Raw genomic sequence first — 18,520 nt, forward strand, 5'->3', positions numbered from 1 at the left:
GCCAGCGACGGACGCGCCGGGCGGGAAACCGCCAACGGCTGCCCCGGCCGCCGGCAGCCACGACTCGTAGCTAAGAACAGTAGATGACTGAAACTTTGCCGGGCGCCGCCATCCCGAACCCCACGGATGAGGCCGCCATCAACGCCGCTGTAGATCAGGCCATCACCGCCATCGCCGGTGCGGCCACCCTTGACGAGCTGAAGGCGGTGCGCCTTGCCCACAGCGGCGAGAAGTCCCCGCTGAGCCTAGCCAACCGTGAGATTGGCCGCCTGCCCAAGGACCAGAAGGCGCTCGCCGGGAAGCTGATGGGCGCCTCCCGCGGCCGGGTCAACAAGGCGCTCGCCGACCGCACGGCGGTATTGGAAGCCGAGAACGACGCCAGGATCCTGGTCGAGGAAACCGTGGACGTCACCGCCGCTCCGCGCCGCCGTCGTGCAGGTGCCCGCCACCCGCTCTCCACGCTGCAGGACCGCGTGGCGGACATCTTCGTGGGCATGGGCTGGGAAATCGCCGAAGGCCCCGAGGTGGAATCCGAGTGGTTCAACTTCGACGCCCTGAACTTCAAGCCGGACCACCCTGCCCGCGAAATGCAGGACACCTTCTTCGTGGAACCGCCTGAAGCCCACCTGCTGATGCGGACCCACACCTCCCCGGTGCAGGTCCGGTCCATGCTGGAACGCGAGGTTCCCATCTACGTGCTGTGCCCGGGCAAAGTGTTCCGCACGGATGAACTGGACGCCACCCACACCCCGGTGTTCCACCAGTTCGAGGGCCTGGCCATCGACAGGAACCTCAGCATGGCGGACCTGCGCGGCACCCTTGAGCACTTCGCCCGGCAGATGTTCGGCGATGAAGCCCAGATCCGGCTGCGCCCCAACTACTTCCCGTTCACGGAGCCGTCCGCCGAACTGGACATCTTCCATCCCGGGGCCAAGGGGGGCCCGGCGTGGATCGAGTGGGGCGGCTGCGGCATGGTCAACCCCAACGTCCTGCGCGCCGCCGGCATCGACCCGGACGTCTATTCAGGTTTTGCCTTCGGCATGGGCATCGAGCGCACCCTCATGTTCCGTAACGAGGTGGGGGACATGCGCGACATGATCGAAGGCGATGTACGGTTCAGCGAGCACTTCGGGATGGAGATCTAACAGTGCGTATCCCACTTTCCTGGCTGCGTGAATTCGCGGCCGTACCGGCCGATGCAACGGCCGAAGACGTCATGGCCGAACTGGTCAAGGTGGGCTTCGAGGAAGAAGCGGTCCACCGCCCCACGGACACGCTGAGGGGCCCTGTCGTGGTGGGCCAGGTCCTGAGCCTGGTCAAGGAACCCCAGACCAACGGCAAGACCATCAACTGGTGCCAGGTCCGCGTTGTCCCCGAAGGGCAGGAGCAGACCCTCACCGGGGACGGCATTGACCCCTCCGGCGTCCAGGGCATCATCTGCGGCGCCCACAACTTCGTTGAGGGCGACAAAGTGGTGGTCACGCTTCCGGGTGCCGTGCTGCCCGGCGACTTCCACATTTCGGCCCGCAAGACCTACGGCCACCTGTCCGCCGGCATGATCGCCTCAGTCCGCGAACTGGGCATCGGCGAGGACCACGACGGCATCCTGGTGCTGTCCCGCATCGGGCTGGACCCGGAAGTGGGCACCGACGCCATGGAACTGCTGGGCCTCTATGACCAGGCCGCGGAAATCAACGTCACCCCGGACCGCGGGTACGCCTTCTCCATCCGTGGGGTTGCCCGCGAGTACGCCCACGCCACCGGCACCGCCTTCACGGACCCTGCCGCGAAGGTCAACGCCCCGGCAGAGCTGTCCGGGGGTTACGGCGTCAAACTCAACGACGACGCCCCCATTTACGGCAAGCCCGGCTGCGACCGCTTCGTGGCACGCACCGTGCGCGGCGTTGACGCTACCCGCCCCACCCCGCCGTGGATGGTGTCCCGGCTCCGGCTGGCAGGCATCCGCTCCATCTCCCTGCCGGTGGACATCTCCAATTACGTCATGCTCGAGCTGGGCCAGCCCACGCACTGCTACGACCTGGACAAGCTGTCCGGCGACATCGTGGTGCGGCGTGCCTCCGCAGGCGAGAAGATCACCACCCTGGACGGCAAGGAGCGCACCCTTGACGCCGAGGACCTGCTGATCACCGACAATTCGGGCGCCATCGGCATTGCGGGCGTCATGGGCGGCGCCGCCACAGAGGTGAGTGACTCGACGTCGAACGTCCTGGTGGAAGCAGCGCACTTCGACGAGGTGTCCATTGGGCGGTCGCGTCGCCGGCACAAGCTGCCCTCCGAGGCGTCCAAGCGCTTCGAGCGCGGGGTTGACTGGCAGGTGGCGGGCGTCGCCGCCCAGCGCGTGGTGGACCTCCTGGTGGAACTGGCCGGCGGCACCGCCGACGAACCCGGAACCGACGTGGGCACGGCTCCGGAAACCATCACCATCGGGCTGCCCGCCGGCTTCGCCGCTGCCCGCATCGGCGTCGACTTCACCGAAGAGCAGATCGTCACCTCCCTGGAGGACCTGGGCGCCGTCGTGGAGAAGAACGACGGCGGCTGGAGCGTTACGCCGCCCACGTGGCGCAGCGACCTGGAGACCAAGGAAGACCTGACCGAGGAAATCGCACGGCTGGTGGGCTACGACAAGATCCCGGCCACCCTGCCGGTGGCCCCTCCGGGGCGCGGACTCACCCGGATCCAGCAGCAGCGCCGGCGCCTGATCCAGTCGCTGGCCGACGCCGGCCTGACCGAGGTGCTGTCCTACCCGTTCGTGTCCAAGGCCGCCAACGACACCTTTGGCGTCGCCGAGCAGGGTGCCCAGCGGAGCGCGGTCAAGCTGGCCAACCCCATCAGCGAGGAACAGGGCTACCTGCGCACGTCCATCCTGCCGGGGCTGATCGAGGTGGCCAAGCGCAACCACTCGCGCGGCTTCCGCGACCTCGCCCTGTTCGAATCGGGCCTGGTGTTCCTTCCCGCCGGGACCGTGGGCACTGCCTCCATCCCGCCGCTGGGCGCCAAGCCCGCCGACGAGGTGCTCGACGCACTGTACGACGGCGTCCCGGACCAGCCGTTCCATGTGGCCGCCATCCTCACCGGCCACGATTCCCCGGCTGCTGCCGGCCATACTCCGCGGACGTGGGACTGGGCCGACGCGCTGGATGTTGCCCGCCTTGCGGGCGACGTCCTCGGCGTCGACCTTGTGGTCACGCAGGGCAGCCACCAGGCGTTCCATCCCGGCCGCACCGCCCGGCTCGCACTGCGGACGGGAGAGACCGTGGGGTACGCGGGCGAACTGCACCCCAAGCTGCTGGCGGCCTCGGACATGCCGGCCCGTTCGGTGGCACTTGAACTCAATGCCGACGCCCTGTTTGAGGCGGCACCGGATGTGATCGTGGCCCGCCACATCTCCACGTTCCCGGTGGCGACGCAGGACGTTGCACTCGTTGTTCCCGCCGACGTGCCCGCGGACGAGGTCCTTGGTGCGCTGCGTGAAGGCGCCGGTGAGCTGCTGGAGGACGTCGCGCTGTTCGATGTCTACGCAGGCAAGGGCATCGAGGAGGGCAAGAAGTCGCTGGCCTTCGGCCTCCGCTTCCGCGCCGCTGACCGCACCCTCACCGCTGACGAAGCCTCGGCCGCGCGTGAGCAGGCAGTTGCCCTGGCCGCGGAACGGTTCGGAGCCGTCCAGCGCTAAGCAGGACAAACCCGTGAACCACGGAAGTCCCCGCACCCTTGAATTGAACTGCTCCCCGGAAGTTGGACTGACTAAATAAGAGCCTAAGCCGCGAGGGTCTGGGTCCGGTATTGCACCGGGCTCAGGCCCTTGAGCTTTGTCGAGATTCTTTCGGTGTTGTACCAGCGGATGTATTCGTGCAGTGCCCCTGCCAAGGCGTCGGTGCTGAGGTATCGCACGTGGTGGAAGAGCTCTTCCTTAAGGTGGCCGAAGAAGTTTTCCATCACGGCGTTGTCGTAGCAGTTGCCCTTGCGTGACATCGACTGGCTCGCGCCGGCTTCCTGTAAGAGTTTTCGCCACGAGACGTGCTGGTACTGGAAGCCCTGGTCCGAATGCACGAGTGGCTGCTGGTTATCCTCAAGGCAGGCAAGGGCCTGGCGCAGCGAATTATTGGTGAGCTCCAGATTCGGAGACGGGCTGATCGAGTAGGAGATGATCTGCCGGTCGAAAAGATCCATAACCGGCGAAAGGTAGAGCTTACGGTCGCCGACGCTGAACTCCGTCACATCCGTTACCCACTTCCGGTTCGGGGCATCAGCCTCGAACTCCCGGTTCAACACGTTCGGAGCAACCCGGCCCTGCCCGCCCTGGTAGGAGTTATAACGCTTCTTCCGCCGGACCTTGCACACCAGATTCAGGGACCGCATGAGCTTCAGAACGGTCTTTTTCGCGACCGTCCACCCTTGCTTGACCATCTCGGTGTGGACCCGCCGGTGCCCGTACCGGCCATGGTTCTTCTCGAAAATTTCCCTGACAGCGGCCTTGATGAACTCCTGCGGATCAGGGCCTTGGATGCGTGCCTGATGATAGAAGAACGTCGATCTGGCAAGAGATGCTGCCTGCAGCAGGACCGGAAGCGGGAAGTCAGCCTTGAGAGCGATGAGGGCTTGGACCTTCACCGTCGTTCCTGCGCCCTCAAGGCCCGCAATTTTCCCAGGTAAGCCACTTCCGCCCGCAACCGTTCGTTCTCCCGCCGTAACCGCTCCAGTTCCGATACCTCGGCCGGCTGCGGGGCATCAGGTGCCTTAGGCCTGCCCTTGGACTTGGGACGTAATGCGTCCGGGCCCTCGCGGCGATACGCCCGGGCCCACGTCTTCAGTAGCGTGGGCGAGGACAAACCCACCTCCGCCGCGAGATCCGGGGCAGTCTCACCGGCGATAAACCGTTCAACCAGCGCGAGCTTGAATTCGAACGAGTACACCTGTTTCGTCGGCTTGGCCACCAGCGCTCCTCGACCATGGATCTTCCACCGCCGATAGAGAACCCTTATCGGCGGGCGGGACACCCCTAGCAACGTCGCCGCCGCACTATCCGCGATGCCCTTCTCAAACCACGCTACAGCGGCCTCACGCTGAACCTCAGACAACGAACTACGTGCATGCATAAAACTGCTCCCCGGAAGTCGGAACTGAATTTCTCAGTCCAACTTCCGGGGAGCAGTTCAGAATGGGCGCGGGGACTTCTTCATTATCCGGCGAAGCGGGGTTTCCTACGGCACCAGGAGAACCTTTCCGGTGGTTTTCCGGCCCTCAAGGTCGCGGTGTGCCTGCCCGGCCTGGCTTAACGGGTAGCGGGCCCCGATGCGGACCTTCAGGCTCCCGCCGGCGGCCGCTGCAAAGACCTCGTCGGAGCGCCAGCGTCGCTCCGCGGCATCCCGCAGGTAGTGGCCCATGGTGGGCCGGGTGAGGAACAGGGAACCCCCGGCGTTGAGGCGCTGCGGGTCAAATGGCGGGACCGGGCCGGAGGCTGCGCCGAACAGCACCAGCATTCCCCGGACACCAAGGGCGTTAAGGGAGCCGTCGAACGTATCCTTACCCACGCCGTCGTACACCACGTCCACGCCCTTGCCGCCGGTGAGCTCGCGCACGTGGTGCGGAAAACCTTCGTAGCGCAGCACATGGTCCGCGCCGGCCTCAAGGGCGAGGGCCTTTTTCCCGTCATTGGACACGGTGGTGATGACCCGGGCGCCCTTTGCCTTGAGCAGCTGGATGAGCAGCAGTCCAACCCCGCCGGCCCCGGCGTGCAGCAGTACGGTGTGCCCGGATTCCACCTTGAAGGTGGAATTGACCAGGTAGTGCGCGGTGATGCCCTGGAGGGGAAGGGCGGCGGCGGTAAAGACATCCAGGCCTTTCGGTACCGGCAGTGCGGCGTCCTCATCCACCAGGGCGTAGTCCGCGTAGCAGTTCAGGCCCTCGGCCGTGGCTATCCGGTCGCCCACGGAGAAGCCGGTGACGCCTTCGCCCACGGCTTCCACCGTCCCTGCGGCTTCCGTGCCGGGGGTGAAGGGGTACTGGACTTTGTAGGTCCCACTGCGCTTGTAGGTGTCGATGAAGTTGACGCCGGCCGCCCCGACTTTGAAGAGCACCTGGCCCGGCCCCGGAGCGGGTGTTTGAACCTCGGCGTAGTCAAGGACTTCCGGTCCGCCTGCCTGCCGTGCGACGATTGCATGCGTCATGGCTCTCCTTTCGCGGGTCCCGGCGTTTCCGGCCCCGGCTGCCGAGACCATCCTAGGGACACCGCAGACCGGCACGGCAAGTCCCGGCGTAACCGCAGGCCTCAAGGACGGCCATGCATAAATATCGGCATCAATGCATAACTATTGCTGTATAGTCGGAGCATGACTATTTCTGTTGCGGTTTCGGGTGCCAGCGGCTACGCCGGGGGAGAGGTCCTTCGCCTTCTGGCGGGGCACCCCGGTGTGACCATCGGTGCCATCACAGCGCACAGCAATGCCGGGTCCCGCCTCGGCGAACTGCAGCCGCACCTGCATGGACTGGCCAGCCGCATCCTTGAAGACACCACGGTGGAGAACCTCTCCGGCCACGATGTCGTCTTCCTGGCGCTGCCGCACGGTGCTTCCGCCGAGATCGCCGCCCAGCTTCCCGAAGGGACAGTCGTCATCGACGCCGGCGCCGACCATCGCCTTGAAGACCCCGCCGCGTGGGAGAAGTTCTACGGCTCGCCCCATGCCGGCACCTGGCCCTACGGACTCCCGGAGCTGCCCGGCCAGCGGGAAGCCCTCAAGGGCGCCAAGCGCATCGCCGTTCCCGGCTGCTACCCAACGTCCGCCCTCCTGGCGCTGACCCCCGGCTTCGCTGCGCACCTGCTGGAGCCCGACGACGTCGTGATCGTTTCTGCCTCCGGCACCTCGGGCGCGGGCAAGGCCGCCAAGGTCAACCTGATCGGCGCTGAAGTCATGGGCTCCATGAGTCCCTACGGCGTGGGCGGTGGACACCGGCACACCCCCGAGATCGAGCAGGGCCTCTCCAACGCGGCAGGGGAAAAAGTCAGCGTTTCCTTCACGCCCACCCTTGCTCCCATGAGCCGCGGCATCCTGACCACCGCCACTGCCAAGGTCAAGGCCGGCACCACCGCAGCGCAGCTGCGGCAGGCATGGACCGAAGCGTACGACGACGAGCCGTTCGTCCACGTGCTGTCCGAGGGCCAGTGGCCCGGGACCAAATCGGTCCAGGGTTCCAACCACGCAGCCATGCAGCTGGCCTTCGACGCCCACACGGGACGGGTGGTCGTCGCCTGCGTGATCGACAACCTGACCAAGGGCACTGCCGGCGGAGCCGTGCAGTCCATGAACATCGCACTCGGCCTGCCCGAAACCGCCGGCCTCAACCTGCAGGGAGTAGCTCCGTGACCATCACCACCCCCCAGGGATTCCGGGCAGCAGGCGTCACCGCCGGACTCAAGGCCTCCGGCAACCCGGACCTCGCCCTGGTCGTCAACGACGGACCATCCAAAGCCGCCGCCGCCGTGTTCACCAGCAACCGCGTGGCCGCAGCCCCCGTGCACTGGTCACGCCAGGTGGTCTCGGACGGCCGCGTGGATGCCGTCATCCTCAACTCCGGCGGGGCCAACGCCTGCACCGGTCCCACGGGCTTCCAGAACACCCACAGCACCGCGGAGAAAGTGGCCGAGGTCCTGGGCATCTCAGCCACCGACGTGTTCGTCTGCTCCACCGGCCTGATTGGCGAGCAGCTGCCCATGGACAAGATCCTGCCGGGCGTCGAGGCCGCTGCAGCAGCACTCAGCACCGACGGGGGACCGGACGCCGGCACGGCCATCATGACCACCGACAGCGTGCCCAAGTCGGCCCTCTTCATCGGCACCGACGCCGACGGCCAGGAATTCAGCATCGGCGGCATCGCCAAGGGCGCCGGCATGCTGGCCCCCGGCCTGGCCACCATGCTGGTGGTGCTCACCACGGATGCCGTGGTGCAGCCCGAAATGCTCGACGTCGTCCTCCGCGACGCCACGCGGGTTACGTTCGACCGCGCCGACTCAGACGGCTGCATGTCCACCAACGACACGGTTGTCCTGCTGGCTTCCGGCGCTTCCGCGGCTGTGCCCTCGGCCGAGGATTTCGGTGCCGGGCTGACCAAGGTCTGCGCCGAGCTGGCCCGCAAACTGATCGCCGATGCCGAGGGCGCCAGCCACGACATCGCCATCCGCACGTTCAACGCTGCCAGCGAAGCGGACGCCGAAACCGTCAGCCGCTCCGTGGCCCGCTCCAACCTGTTCAAAGCGGCCATTTTCGGCAAGGATCCCAACTGGGGCCGCGTGCTCTCCGCGGTGGGCACTACGGACGCCGCCTTTGAGCCGGACCAGCTCAACGTGGCCATGAACGGCGTCCAGATCTGCCGCAACGGCAGCATCGGCGACGACCGCAGCCTGGTGGACCTGGAGCCGCGCGAAGTCCTGGTGGAAATCGACCTGCAGGCAGGCGATGCCGAGGCCACCATCTGGACCAACGACCTCACCCATGACTACGTGCACGAGAACAGCGCCTACTCCAGCTAGGGCCCCTCCAGCCATTGCCCGCCAAGGCATAAACCGCTGCGGAAAGTGACAACATGAACACCCAGACGCGTGAAACCACCAGCATGTCCGCTGCCCAGGACAAGGCGGCAACCCTGATCGAGGCGCTGCCCTGGATCCAGCGGTTTGCCGGCACCACCATGGTGATCAAGTACGGCGGCAATGCCATGGTGAACGACGAACTCCGCCGCGCCTTCGCCGAAGACATCGTCTTCCTCCACCATGTGGGCATCCACCCCGTGGTGGTCCACGGCGGCGGCCCGCAGATCAACTCCATGCTGGGCCGGCTGGGCATCGAATCCGAGTTCAAGGGCGGCCTCCGGGTCACCACGCCCGAGGCCATGGATGTGGTCCGCATGGTCCTCACCGGCCAGGTGGGACGCGAACTGGTGGGCCTGATCAACTCCCACGGGCCCTACGCCGTGGGCATGTCAGGTGAAGACGGCGGGCTGCTGCGCGCTGTCCGCACCGGCACCGTGGTGGACGGCGAAGAGGTGGACCTCGGGCTGGTGGGCGAGGTGGTGGGCGTCGACCCCGCCGGCATCGTGGACATCCTCGACGCCGGCCGCATCCCCGTGATCTCCACGGTGGCCCCGGAAATTGTCGACGGCGGAGAAAGCGTGGCGGGGACCGCGCGGTTCCAGCCCACGGGCCAGGTCCTGAACGTCAACGCGGACACCGCAGCGGCCGCCGTCGCCTCGGCGCTGGGCGCTTCGAAGCTGGTGATCCTCACCGACGTTGAAGGCCTCTACGCCAACTGGCCGGACAAGACTTCCCTGATCTCCTCCCTCACGGCGTCGGAGCTGCGGGAGATGCTGCCCAGGCTCGAGTCCGGGATGATCCCCAAGATGGCGGCCTGCCTCAAGGCCGTTGACGAGGGCGTGGAACGGGCACACATCGTGGACGGGCGCCTGGCCCACTCCATGCTTCTGGAAACATTTACGACGGCGGGCATCGGCACCCAGGTAGTCCCGGACGAGGAGATCAACGGATGAACACGGTTGAAAAGCCTTCAGTCACCGAGTTGGTGGAAACCACGGGCCACGCAGGCTCCGAGTGGCTCTCGCGCTACTCCAGTTCGCTGATGAACGTGTTCGGCACGCCGCAGCGGGTCCTTGTCCGCGGTGCCGGCTGCCTGGTGTGGGACGCCGACGGCAAGGAATACCTGGACCTGCTGGGCGGGATCGCCGTTAACGCCCTGGGCCACGCCCACCCCTTCGTGACGTCAGTCATCGCCAGCCAGCTGGCCACACTGGGCCACGTCTCCAACTTCTTTACCAGCCCCACCCAGGTGGCGCTGGCCGAAAAACTGCTGGAACTGGCCCACGCTCCTGCCGGCTCCAAGGTGTTCTTCAGCAACTCGGGCACCGAAGCCAACGAGGCCGCCTTCAAACTTGGCCGCCGCAATACGGGCGACGGTACGGTCAAGCGGACCACCATCATCGCCCTCGAGGGCGCGTTCCACGGCCGGACCATGGGCGCCCTGGCCCTGACCGCCAAAGAGGCCTACCGGGCGCCCTTCGAGCCGCTGCCCGGTGGCGTGGTGCACATCCCGTTCGGCGATATTGCTGCGCTGGAGGCAGCAGTGGACGAAACCGTGGCCGCCGTGTTCCTGGAGCCCATCCAGGGTGAGGCAGGTGTGCGCCCCCTGCCGCCGGGCTACCTGAAGGCCGCGCGGGAGGCCACCAGCAAAGCCGGCGCCCTGCTGATCCTGGACGAGGTCCAGACCGGCATCGGCCGCACCGGCAAGTGGCTCGCCAGCGAGGATGCGGGGATTGTCCCTGACGCCATCACCCTGGCCAAAGGGCTGGGCGGCGGATTCCCCATCGGTGCCCTGATCACCATGGGTGGGCAGACGTCGTCGTTGTTGTCAGCCGGCCAGCACGGCACCACCTTCGGCGGAAACCCGGTGGCCACGGCAGCCGCCCTCGCCACCCTCCACGCCCTCGAAAGCCAGAACGTCCTGGCCAACGCCACGGCCGTGGGCGAACACCTGCGCTCCGCACTGGCCGCGATCCCCGGCGTCACCGAGGTCCGGGGTGAAGGGCTGCTGATCGGCTTCGACCTCGACGCCGACGTAGCACCGGCCGTCGTGCAGGCGGCACTCGACGCAGGCTTCATCGTCAACAGCCCGGGCCCGCGGACCATCCGCCTGGCCCCGCCGCTGATCCTCACCACGGCACAGGCCGACACGTTCCTCGCCGCATTCCCGGCAATCCTCCAGACAGCTAAGGACGCCCAGTGACCACCGCAACCCGGCACTTCCTCAAGGACACCGACCTCAGCCCCGCCGAACAGGCGGAAGTCCTGGAGCTCGCCGCCCGCATGAAGGCGGCCCCCTACAGCGTCCAGCCGTTCGCCGCTGAAGGCAGCGGCCGCAAGACCGTGGCCGTGATCTTCGACAAGACTTCCACCCGGACCCGGGTCTCATTCGCCACCGGCATCGCGGACATGGGCGGCAATGCCCTGGTCATCAACCCCGGCGAGGCGCAGATTGGGCACAAGGAATCCGTGGAGGACACCGCCAAGGTGCTCGAACGGATGGTCTCCACCATTGTGTGGCGCACCGGCGCCCACGCCGGCCTGGTGGCCATGGCGGAGAACTCAAGGGTTCCCGTCATCAACGCCCTGTGCGATGACTACCACCCGTGCCAGCTCCTGGCGGACCTGCTGGCCGTCAAGGAACACAAGGGCGACCTCAAGGGACTCACCATGAGCTACCTCGGCGACGCCGCCAACAACATGGCCAACTCCTACCTGCTGGCCGGAGTCACCGCCGGCATGCACGTCCGCATCGCCGGCCCGGAGGGCTACCTGCCGGCCGCGGACATCGTGGCCGCGGCTGAGGAGCGCGCGGCTGAGACCGGCGGTTCCGTGCTCATCACCACCGATGCCAAGGAAGCACTGAAGGGTGCCGACGTCGTGGCCACCGACACGTGGGTCTCCATGGGGCAGGAAGCCGAGAAGGAGGCCCGGCTCCAGCTGTTCCGGGACTACTCCGTCGATTCGGACGCCATGGCACTCGCCGCGGATGACGCCGTCGTGCTGCACTGCCTCCCGGCCTACCGGGGCTACGAAATCTCCGCCGACGTCATCGACGGCCCGCAGTCCATCGTCTGGGACGAGGCGGAAAACCGGCTGCACGCCCAGAAGGCGCTGATGGCCTGGCTGATGCACCGCTCGGGCCTGGCCTTCGTTGACGGCCTTTCCCCCGTCGAGGGCACCGGAGAGAGCACGTTCTAGTGTCCGCCCAGCCGTCCTCCCCGGGCACCAGCCCGGCCACCAAGACCGCCCGGCAGGCGCGCATCACCGCCATCCTCACCGGGCAGTCCGTGCGTTCCCAGGCCGAGCTTGCGGCGCTGCTGGCCGACGACGGCGTGCAGGTCACCCAGGCCACGCTGTCCCGCGACCTGGTGGAACTGGGCGCCGTCCGCGTCCGCGGCAAGGAAGGCGTCCTGGTCTACGCCGTTCCCGGCGAAGGCGGCGAGCGGGCCGCAAAAAGCGGCGTGACGCAGGAGATCCTGGATGCCCGGCTGGCCCGGCTGTGCAGCGAACTGCTGGTCACCGCCGAAGCCTCGGCCAACATCGCGGTCCTGCGCACTCCGCCCGGCGCCGCGAACTTCCTGGCCCTGGCCATCGACCACTCGGTGATGCCGTCCATCCTGGGCACCATCGCCGGGGACGACACCGTCCTGCTGGTCTCCCGCGACCCGCTGGGCGGACCGGACCTGGCAGCCCGCTTCCTGCAAATGGCAGAAGAAGCCGGGCAATAAGCTTGAAGACAACGAACCAACCAACCCCAACAAGGAGCATCTAAAGTGACTGAACGCATTGTGCTGGCCTACTCCGGCGGCCTGGACACGTCCGTCGCCATCGGCTGGATCGGTGAAGCCACCGGTGCCGAGGTCATCGCCGTGGCGGTGGACGTCGGACAGGGCGGCGAATCGCTGGAAACCATCCGCCAGCGCGCCCTGGGCTGCGGCGCCGTCGAGGCCTACGTGGCCGACGCATCGGACGAGTTCGCCAACGAATACTGCGTGCCCACCCTGAAGGCCAACGCCCTCTACCAGGGCCACTACCCGCTGGTGTCCGCCATCTCCCGCCCGGTCATCGTCAAGCACCTGGTGAAGGCAGCCCGCGAATTCGGCGCCACCACCGTGGCCCACGGCTGCACCGGCAAGGGCAACGACCAGGTCCGCTTCGAGGTGGGCATCCAGACCCTGGGCCCGGACCTGAAGTGCATCGCACCGGTCCGCGACCTCGCCCTGACCCGCGACAAGGCCATCGCCTTCGCCGAGGAAAAGGGACTGCCCATCGAGACCACCAAGAAGAACCCGTACTCCATCGACCAGAACGTCTGGGGACGCGCCGTGGAAACCGGCTACCTCGAGGACATTTGGAACGCCCCCACCAAGGACATCTACGACTACACCGCCACCCCGGAGTTCCCGCCGGCCCCGGATGAGGTCATCATCTCCTTCGAGGCCGGCGTCCCGGTAGCGATCGACGGCGTCAAGGTCACTCCGCTGCAGGCCATCAAGGAACTCAACCGCCGCGCCGGCGCCCAGGGCGTGGGCCGCATCGACGTCGTCGAGGACCGCCTGGTGGGCATCAAGTCCCGCGAAATCTACGAAGCCCCCGGTGCCATGGCCCTGATCACCGCGCACAAGCACCTCGAGGACATCACCGTGGAGCGCGAGCAGGCCCGCTTCAAGGCCACCGTTGGCCAGCGCTGGGCCGAGCTGGTCTATGACGGCCAGTGGTTCTCCCCGCTGAAGCGCTCCCTGGACGCCTTCATCGAGGACACCCAGAAGTACGTCTCCGGCGACATCCGCATGACCCTGCACGGCGGCCAGGCCATCGTCAACGGCCGCCGCTCGGACACCTCGCTGTACGACTTCTCGCTGGCCACCTACGACACCGGCGACACCTTCGACCAGTCCCAGGCCAAGGGCTTCATCGAGCTGTGGGGCATGTCCGCCAAGGTTGCCTCCGGCCGCGACATCCGGGTCGCAGGGAAGTAGCCCCTGTGGCTGGGCAAAAACTGGAAGCCACCAACACAGGCGCGCTGTGGGGCGGCCGGTTCGCCGGTGGCCCCGCGGACGCCCTCGCGGCGCTAAGCAAGTCCACGCACTTCGACTGGCGGCTGGCCCGCTACGACATCGCCGGCTCCAAGGCGCACGCCCGCGTCCTGCACAAAGCAGGACTGCTGGACGATGCCGAGCTCGAAGGCATGCTGGCCGCCCTCACGCAGCTGGACGAGGACGTGGCGTCCGGGGCGTACCTGCCGGCGGAATCCGACGAGGACGTGCATGGCTCCCTGGAACGCGGACTGATCGAGCGGGCCGGAACCCAACTGGGCGGCAAGCTCCGCGCCGGCCGGTCCCGCAACGACCAGGTGGCCACCCTGGGCCGGATGTTCCTGCGCGACCACGCAAGGATCATCGCGCGCGGCGTCCTTGCCACGGTGGATGCCCTGGTGGAGCAGGCAAAGGCACACCACGGTGTTGCCATGCCGGGCCGCACCCACCTGCAGCACGCCCAGCCGGTCCTGCTCAGCCACCACCTGCTGGCCCACGCCTGGGCGCTGCTGCGCGACGTGCAGCGGCTGCAGGACTGGGACAAGCGGGCCGGCGTCTCGCCGTACGGTTCGGGTGCCCTGGCCGGCTCCTCGCTGGGGCTCGACCCGGAAGCAGTGGCCGCTGAGCTGGGCTTCTACTCCGCCACTCATAACTCGATCGACGGCACCGCGTCCCGCGACGTCTTCGCCGAGTTCGCCTGGGTCTGCTCGATGATCGGCGTGGACCTCTCCCGGATCTCAGAGGAAGTCATCTTCTGGGCCACCAAGGAGTTCTCCTTCGTCACGCTGCATGATTCGTACTCCACGGGGTCCTCGATCATGCCGCAGAAGAAGAACCCGGATGTGGCAGAGCTGGCCCGCGGCAAGGCAGGGCGCCTGATCGGCAACCTCACCGGGCTGCTGGCCACGCTCAAGGGCCTGCCGCTTGCGTACAACCGCGACCTGCAGGAGGACAAGGAACCGGTATTCGACGCCGCCGACACCCTGGAGCTGCTGCTTCCGGCCGTCTCCGGCATGATCGCCACCCTCAAGTTCAACACTGAACGGATGGAGTCGCTGGCCCCGCAGGGCTTCGCGCTGGCCACGGACATCGCCGAATGGCTGGTCCGCCAGGGCGTGCCGTTCCGCGAGGCGCACGAACTCTCCGGCGCGGCGGTCAAGCAGGCGGAATCCCGTGGTGTGGAACTGTGGGACCTTACGGACGGGGAGTACGCTGCCATCTCGGAGCATCTCACCCCCGAGGTCCGCACGGTCCTGTCCACGGAAGGCTCCCTGAACAGCCGCAACTCCCAGGGCGGAACGGCGCCGGCCGCCGTCGAACGCCAGCTCGCCGCACTGGAAGCCGAGCTCGCCGACGTCCGGGAGTACGCCGGCTAAATACCGGATCTGCAAGGGGCGCCGTGGTTTTTCCGCGGGGCCCCTTGCTGATTGTGGCTAGGGTGGAGCCATGAGCGAAACCTTCCGCAAGTTCCTTCGCACCCTTCCCGATTTTCCCTCCGGCCTGCCCGGTTTCGACCCGGACAACGCCCCGCAGGACCCGGCGCTGCTGTTCAAGCAGTGGCTGGATGAGGCGCTGGACGCGGGGGAGCAGCAGCCGCACGCGTTCAGCCTGGCCACGGTGGGCGCGGCATCCGGCGGTGGGCAGCAGCCGTCCTCGCGGATGCTGATCCTGAAGAACATTGACGACGACGGCTGGCACTTCGCCACGTCACGCACCTCCCGCAAGGGCCGGGAGCTGGCCGCTGAACCACGTGCCGCCATGAACTTCTACTGGCCGGGCCTGGGCCGCCAGGTCCGGGTGGCCGGCGCTGTGGCCGAGCTTTCTGCCGAGGCTTCCGCGGTGGACTGGCACGAGCGGCCCCGGGCCGACGGAAGCGACAATCCCCAGTGGCAGCTCTACGCCCTCCAGCCCGTCGAGATCGAGTTCTGGCAGGCCAGCAACGACGGCAACCATGTCCGGCACCGTGTCGGGCCGGACGGATCGCCGCTGGAATAAGTAGCTGGCGCGCCTGGGTGCTCGGCTAGGCTGGCCGCATGACCTCTCCTTCTCCTGCCGGCCTCCTGGCCGAACTGCACACGGCCGGCGCCGCGCTGGCTGCCGGGCTGGACCGGATTCCCGACGGCGGCGAACGTGCTCCGTCCACGCTTCCCGGCTGGAGCCGCGGGCACCTTTTGGCCCACCTCGCCGGAATCTGCGACGCCCTGGCCCGTCAGGTGGAGTACGGCCGCCGCGGTGAAACGGTGGAGCTTTACGACGGCGGCGTGGAAGGCCGCAACCGCGCCATCGATCTGGCCGCGGGGCACAGCCTTGGGCAGCACAGGGAGGACGTCGATGCTGCGCTGCGCCGCGCGCTGGCGGCTTTTGACGCACTGGACGGGGATGAGTGGCAGACGCCCATCGCGTTCCGCGACGGCGTCATCTTCGATGCGGGGCTGGCGCTATGGCGCGAGCTCGTCATCCACACCGCGGACCTGGATGCCGGCACGGGACCCGAAACCTGGAACAGGGAATTCTGCTCCCACCTCTTCGACTTCCTGGCCGCCCGCGTCCCGGCCGGTACCCGGCTTGTCCTGCAGCCGGTGGCACTTCCGCCGCTGGCCCTTGGCGCCGGCGGCAGCACCGTCGTCGTCAGCGGCATGGTCACGGATATCGCCGCCTGGCTCGCTGGGCGCAAGCCGTCGCTGGACAGCCTGCGGGCCACCGCCGCCGGGGACGGCACCGACCTTCCCGCCCTGCTGCCCTGGCCTTCGGCGATGCCCGACCCAAAGTAGTCGTCCTCAACTGAAGCAGTCCTGGCCAGCCTCGCGGGCCAGCAGGCTTTCCTTGATGGGCAGGCCCCAGCGGAAGCCGCCCAGCGAGCCATCGGTCCGGATCACCCGGTGGCAGGGAACGAACAACGCCGCTGCGTTGAAGGCACAGGCGCTGGCCGCCGCCCTGACCGCACGCGGGTTGCCCGCGAGGGCCGCATACTCGGTGTATGTAACGGGTGAGCCGGGTTTGACCTGGCGCAGCACGTCCCAGGCGTGGGCGCGGAACGGGCCCGACTGCTGCAGGACCCGGACTGACATGGCGGGAGCGGGGTCGCCGTCGTAGAAGGCTTCAACGGCGGACGAGATCCCGCCAAGGCTTGCCACCTCTTCCACGGCGTCGGGCCGCAGCGTGGGATGGACCTGTCCGGTGAGTTCTGCAAGGCCTGCCGTCCAGCCCGAAGCGAGGACCACACCGTCCCGGGCAAGGATGGTGAAGGGCCCGTCAGGCGTGGACAGCTGCATCAGTTGCGCTTTCATGGCATCCCTTTCGCGGGAACGGTTGTTGTCGGTGCGGGCCGTGCTGCGGCGCGCCACAGGTGCATGGTGGCGTAGGAGCGCCACGGGCTGGTCTCCCGGAAGTCCGGGCTCAGGGCGCTGTCACCATTATCGATGGCGCGGATTCCGTTCCGAACGGCGGCGTCGTTGGCGAGGAAGACGTCCGGGGCGCCCAGGACCCGCATGGCCACGTACCCCACGGTCCATGGTCCCACCCCCGGCAAGGGCAGCAGTTTGGCGCCCAGGCCGGTTAGGTCGTCCCCATAGCCGAACTCCAGTTCTCCGGCGGCCATGGCCGAGGCCGCCTGGAGGAGCGATTCGGTCCGTCTCCTGGGCCCGCGCAGCAGGTGGCCCGCCGCGGCTATTTGGGCCGGCGTCGGGAAGAGCCTGTCCAGGCCGTCGCCGGCCGTGCTGCTGGGACTGCCGGCGGCGGACAGTTGGGTCAGTGCGGTCCGGGCCGCCGCCACCGTGATCTGCTGGCCCACCATGGCCCGCACCAGCAGTTCCTGCGGGTCCAGCGCCCCCGGCATCCTCATTCCGGGAGCGCCGGCAACGGAGGCGGCAAGCCTGGGGTCGGCCGTGAGGGAACCGTCGATCGCTTCGGGGTCTGCGTCCAGGTCGAACAGCCTCCGCACGCGGCTCAGCAGTGCCGGAAGGTCCCGCAGGTCCACCGCACCCACGGTGAGGGTGAGCTGCCGTGCCCGCGTGCCGCCGTCGTACGCCACCTGGAAGCGCGCATCGCCATGGGGGAGCCGCAGGGTCCGTGCGTAGGAGGTGGCCGTGCCCTCCTCGATGCCGGGGATGGCACGGACCGCAAGGAAGGAGAAGATGCTTGGATCGAACGGCGGACGGTAGGGCAGGCCAAGGGTCAGCGCCGTCGTGCCGCCACCAGGGGCCGGGTGCCGGACCGTCCTGCGAAGTGCGGTGGGGGTCATGTCGAACACCTCGGCGATGGTCTCGTTGAACTGCCGCACGCTGCTGAAGCCGGCCGCGAAGGCGATGTCGGCCAGCTTCATGGAGGTGGACACCAGCAGGGTACGTGCGGTCTGCGCCCTCGCAGCGCGGGCCAGCGACAGGGGACCGGCACCCAGTTCCTGCCCCAGGATCCGGTTAAGCTGGCGCGGCGAATACCCCAGGCGGGACGCGAGGCCTGCCACCCCGTCCCGGTTGATCACGCCGTCGTTGATCAGCCGCATGGCCCGGCCCGCAACGTCCTGCCGCACGTTCCAGGCAGGGGTTCCCGGCACCGCCTCCGGCAGGCAGCGCTTGCAGGCCCGGTATCCCGCCTCGTGTGCCGCGGCGGACGTCTCGTAAAACGTCACGTTGGACGCCTTGGGGGTGCGGGCCGGGCAGGAGGGGCGGCAGTAGATCCCGGTTGTGCGGACGGCGGTATAGAACTGGCCGTCGAACCGGGGGTCGCGGGCATCGATTGCCCGGTAGCGCTGCCAGAAGTCCATTCCTCCATCCTGCCAGCCCACCCCGGCCGGTACTAGCGGAAATCGGACATGGCCGTGGAGGGCGGGAATCCGGCGCCGGGGCGGCTGCCGGGCGGATGAAACGGGCTGCATCCGGGT

Annotated in this window: 17 protein-coding genes; 12 read left to right on the forward strand and 5 right to left on the reverse strand. The window is 67.8% G+C overall.

Going from position 1 to position 18,520, the window contains the following annotated elements; all coding sequences use genetic code 11:
* Positions 1 to 83 precede the first annotated feature (83 nt).
* Positions 84 to 1,145 (forward strand): phenylalanine--tRNA ligase subunit alpha, encoded by a 1,062-nt coding sequence (gene pheS, locus LDO86_RS07520; RefSeq protein ID WP_018771566.1) that lies wholly within the window; start codon positions 84 to 86, stop codon positions 1,143 to 1,145.
* Between the two features lie 2 nt (positions 1,146 to 1,147).
* A complete protein-coding gene (gene pheT, locus LDO86_RS07525) occupies positions 1,148 to 3,691 on the forward strand; it encodes a phenylalanine--tRNA ligase subunit beta (protein ID WP_018771565.1) in 2,544 nt (847 codons plus the stop codon).
* Positions 3,692 to 3,774: 83 nt separating this feature from the next.
* Here the strand turns inward: pheT and LDO86_RS07530 are convergent, their stop codons facing one another.
* The 3 genes from LDO86_RS07530 to LDO86_RS07540 all read right to left on the reverse strand — a co-directional run bounded on the left by LDO86_RS07530 (position 3,775) and on the right by LDO86_RS07540 (position 6,185).
* Positions 3,775 to 4,629 (reverse strand): IS3 family transposase, encoded by an 855-nt coding sequence (locus tag LDO86_RS07530; RefSeq protein ID WP_018772269.1) that lies wholly within the window; start codon positions 4,627 to 4,629, stop codon positions 3,775 to 3,777.
* A complete protein-coding gene (locus LDO86_RS07535) occupies positions 4,626 to 4,952 on the reverse strand; it encodes a transposase (protein WP_018772270.1) in 327 nt (108 codons plus the stop codon). The genes LDO86_RS07530 and LDO86_RS07535 overlap by 4 nt, the downstream gene beginning before the upstream one ends.
* Before the next feature lie 267 nt (positions 4,953 to 5,219).
* A complete protein-coding gene (locus tag LDO86_RS07540; RefSeq protein WP_018771564.1) occupies positions 5,220 to 6,185 on the reverse strand; it encodes a quinone oxidoreductase in 966 nt (321 codons plus the stop codon).
* 162 nt (positions 6,186 to 6,347) lie between these two features.
* Between LDO86_RS07540 and argC the strand changes: the two genes are divergently transcribed.
* The 10 genes from argC (at position 6,348) to LDO86_RS07590 (ending at position 16,412) form a co-directional block, all read left to right on the forward strand.
* Positions 6,348 to 7,379: an N-acetyl-gamma-glutamyl-phosphate reductase gene (argC, locus tag LDO86_RS07545; protein ID WP_026266113.1), complete on the forward strand. Its 1,032-nt coding sequence runs from the start codon at positions 6,348 to 6,350 to the stop codon at positions 7,377 to 7,379.
* A complete protein-coding gene (gene argJ, locus LDO86_RS07550; RefSeq protein ID WP_056391324.1) occupies positions 7,376 to 8,542 on the forward strand; it encodes a bifunctional glutamate N-acetyltransferase/amino-acid acetyltransferase ArgJ in 1,167 nt (388 codons plus the stop codon). The genes argC and argJ overlap by 4 nt, the downstream gene beginning before the upstream one ends.
* Before the next feature lie 53 nt (positions 8,543 to 8,595).
* On the forward strand, positions 8,596 to 9,555 hold the full coding sequence (argB, locus tag LDO86_RS07555) for an acetylglutamate kinase (RefSeq protein ID WP_018771561.1): 960 nt from the start codon (positions 8,596 to 8,598) through the stop codon (positions 9,553 to 9,555).
* Positions 9,552 to 10,805 (forward strand): acetylornithine transaminase, encoded by a 1,254-nt coding sequence (locus tag LDO86_RS07560; protein ID WP_018771560.1) that lies wholly within the window; start codon positions 9,552 to 9,554, stop codon positions 10,803 to 10,805. The genes argB and LDO86_RS07560 overlap by 4 nt, the downstream gene beginning before the upstream one ends.
* Positions 10,802 to 11,803: an ornithine carbamoyltransferase gene (gene argF, locus LDO86_RS07565; RefSeq protein WP_018771559.1), complete on the forward strand. Its 1,002-nt coding sequence runs from the start codon at positions 10,802 to 10,804 to the stop codon at positions 11,801 to 11,803. Before LDO86_RS07560 ends, argF begins: the two co-directional genes overlap by 4 nt.
* Positions 11,803 to 12,333 carry an arginine repressor gene (locus LDO86_RS07570; protein WP_018771558.1) on the forward strand — a complete coding sequence of 177 codons (531 nt, stop codon included), beginning with the start codon at positions 11,803 to 11,805 and terminating at the stop codon, positions 12,331 to 12,333. The genes argF and LDO86_RS07570 overlap by 1 nt, the downstream gene beginning before the upstream one ends.
* A gap of 45 nt (positions 12,334 to 12,378) precedes the next feature.
* Complete coding sequence (locus LDO86_RS07575) at positions 12,379 to 13,584, forward strand: argininosuccinate synthase (protein ID WP_018771557.1); 1,206 nt, start codon at positions 12,379 to 12,381, stop codon at positions 13,582 to 13,584.
* Between the two features lie 5 nt (positions 13,585 to 13,589).
* On the forward strand, positions 13,590 to 15,017 hold the full coding sequence (argH, locus tag LDO86_RS07580) for an argininosuccinate lyase (protein WP_018771556.1): 1,428 nt from the start codon (positions 13,590 to 13,592) through the stop codon (positions 15,015 to 15,017).
* Positions 15,018 to 15,087: 70 nt separating this feature from the next.
* On the forward strand, positions 15,088 to 15,636 hold the full coding sequence (locus LDO86_RS07585; RefSeq protein WP_018771555.1) for a pyridoxamine 5'-phosphate oxidase family protein: 549 nt from the start codon (positions 15,088 to 15,090) through the stop codon (positions 15,634 to 15,636).
* 38 nt (positions 15,637 to 15,674) lie between these two features.
* Entirely contained in the window at positions 15,675 to 16,412 is a 738-nt protein-coding gene (locus LDO86_RS07590; RefSeq protein WP_018771554.1) for a maleylpyruvate isomerase family mycothiol-dependent enzyme, read from the forward strand.
* A 6-nt stretch (positions 16,413 to 16,418) separates the two neighbouring features.
* Here LDO86_RS07590 and LDO86_RS07595 read toward each other — a convergent pair whose 3' ends face one another.
* Positions 16,419 to 16,928 carry a methylated-DNA--[protein]-cysteine S-methyltransferase gene (locus LDO86_RS07595; RefSeq protein WP_018771553.1) on the reverse strand — a complete coding sequence of 170 codons (510 nt, stop codon included), beginning with the start codon at positions 16,926 to 16,928 and terminating at the stop codon, positions 16,419 to 16,421.
* Positions 16,925 to 18,403: an AlkA N-terminal domain-containing protein gene (locus LDO86_RS07600; protein ID WP_018771552.1), complete on the reverse strand. Its 1,479-nt coding sequence runs from the start codon at positions 18,401 to 18,403 to the stop codon at positions 16,925 to 16,927. Before LDO86_RS07600 ends, LDO86_RS07595 begins: the two co-directional genes overlap by 4 nt.
* Positions 18,404 to 18,520 lie beyond the last annotated feature (117 nt).

Origin of the sequence: Arthrobacter sp. StoSoilB19, assembly GCF_019977275.1 — a bacterium.
Classification (GTDB): Bacteria; Actinomycetota; Actinomycetes; order Actinomycetales; family Micrococcaceae; genus Arthrobacter.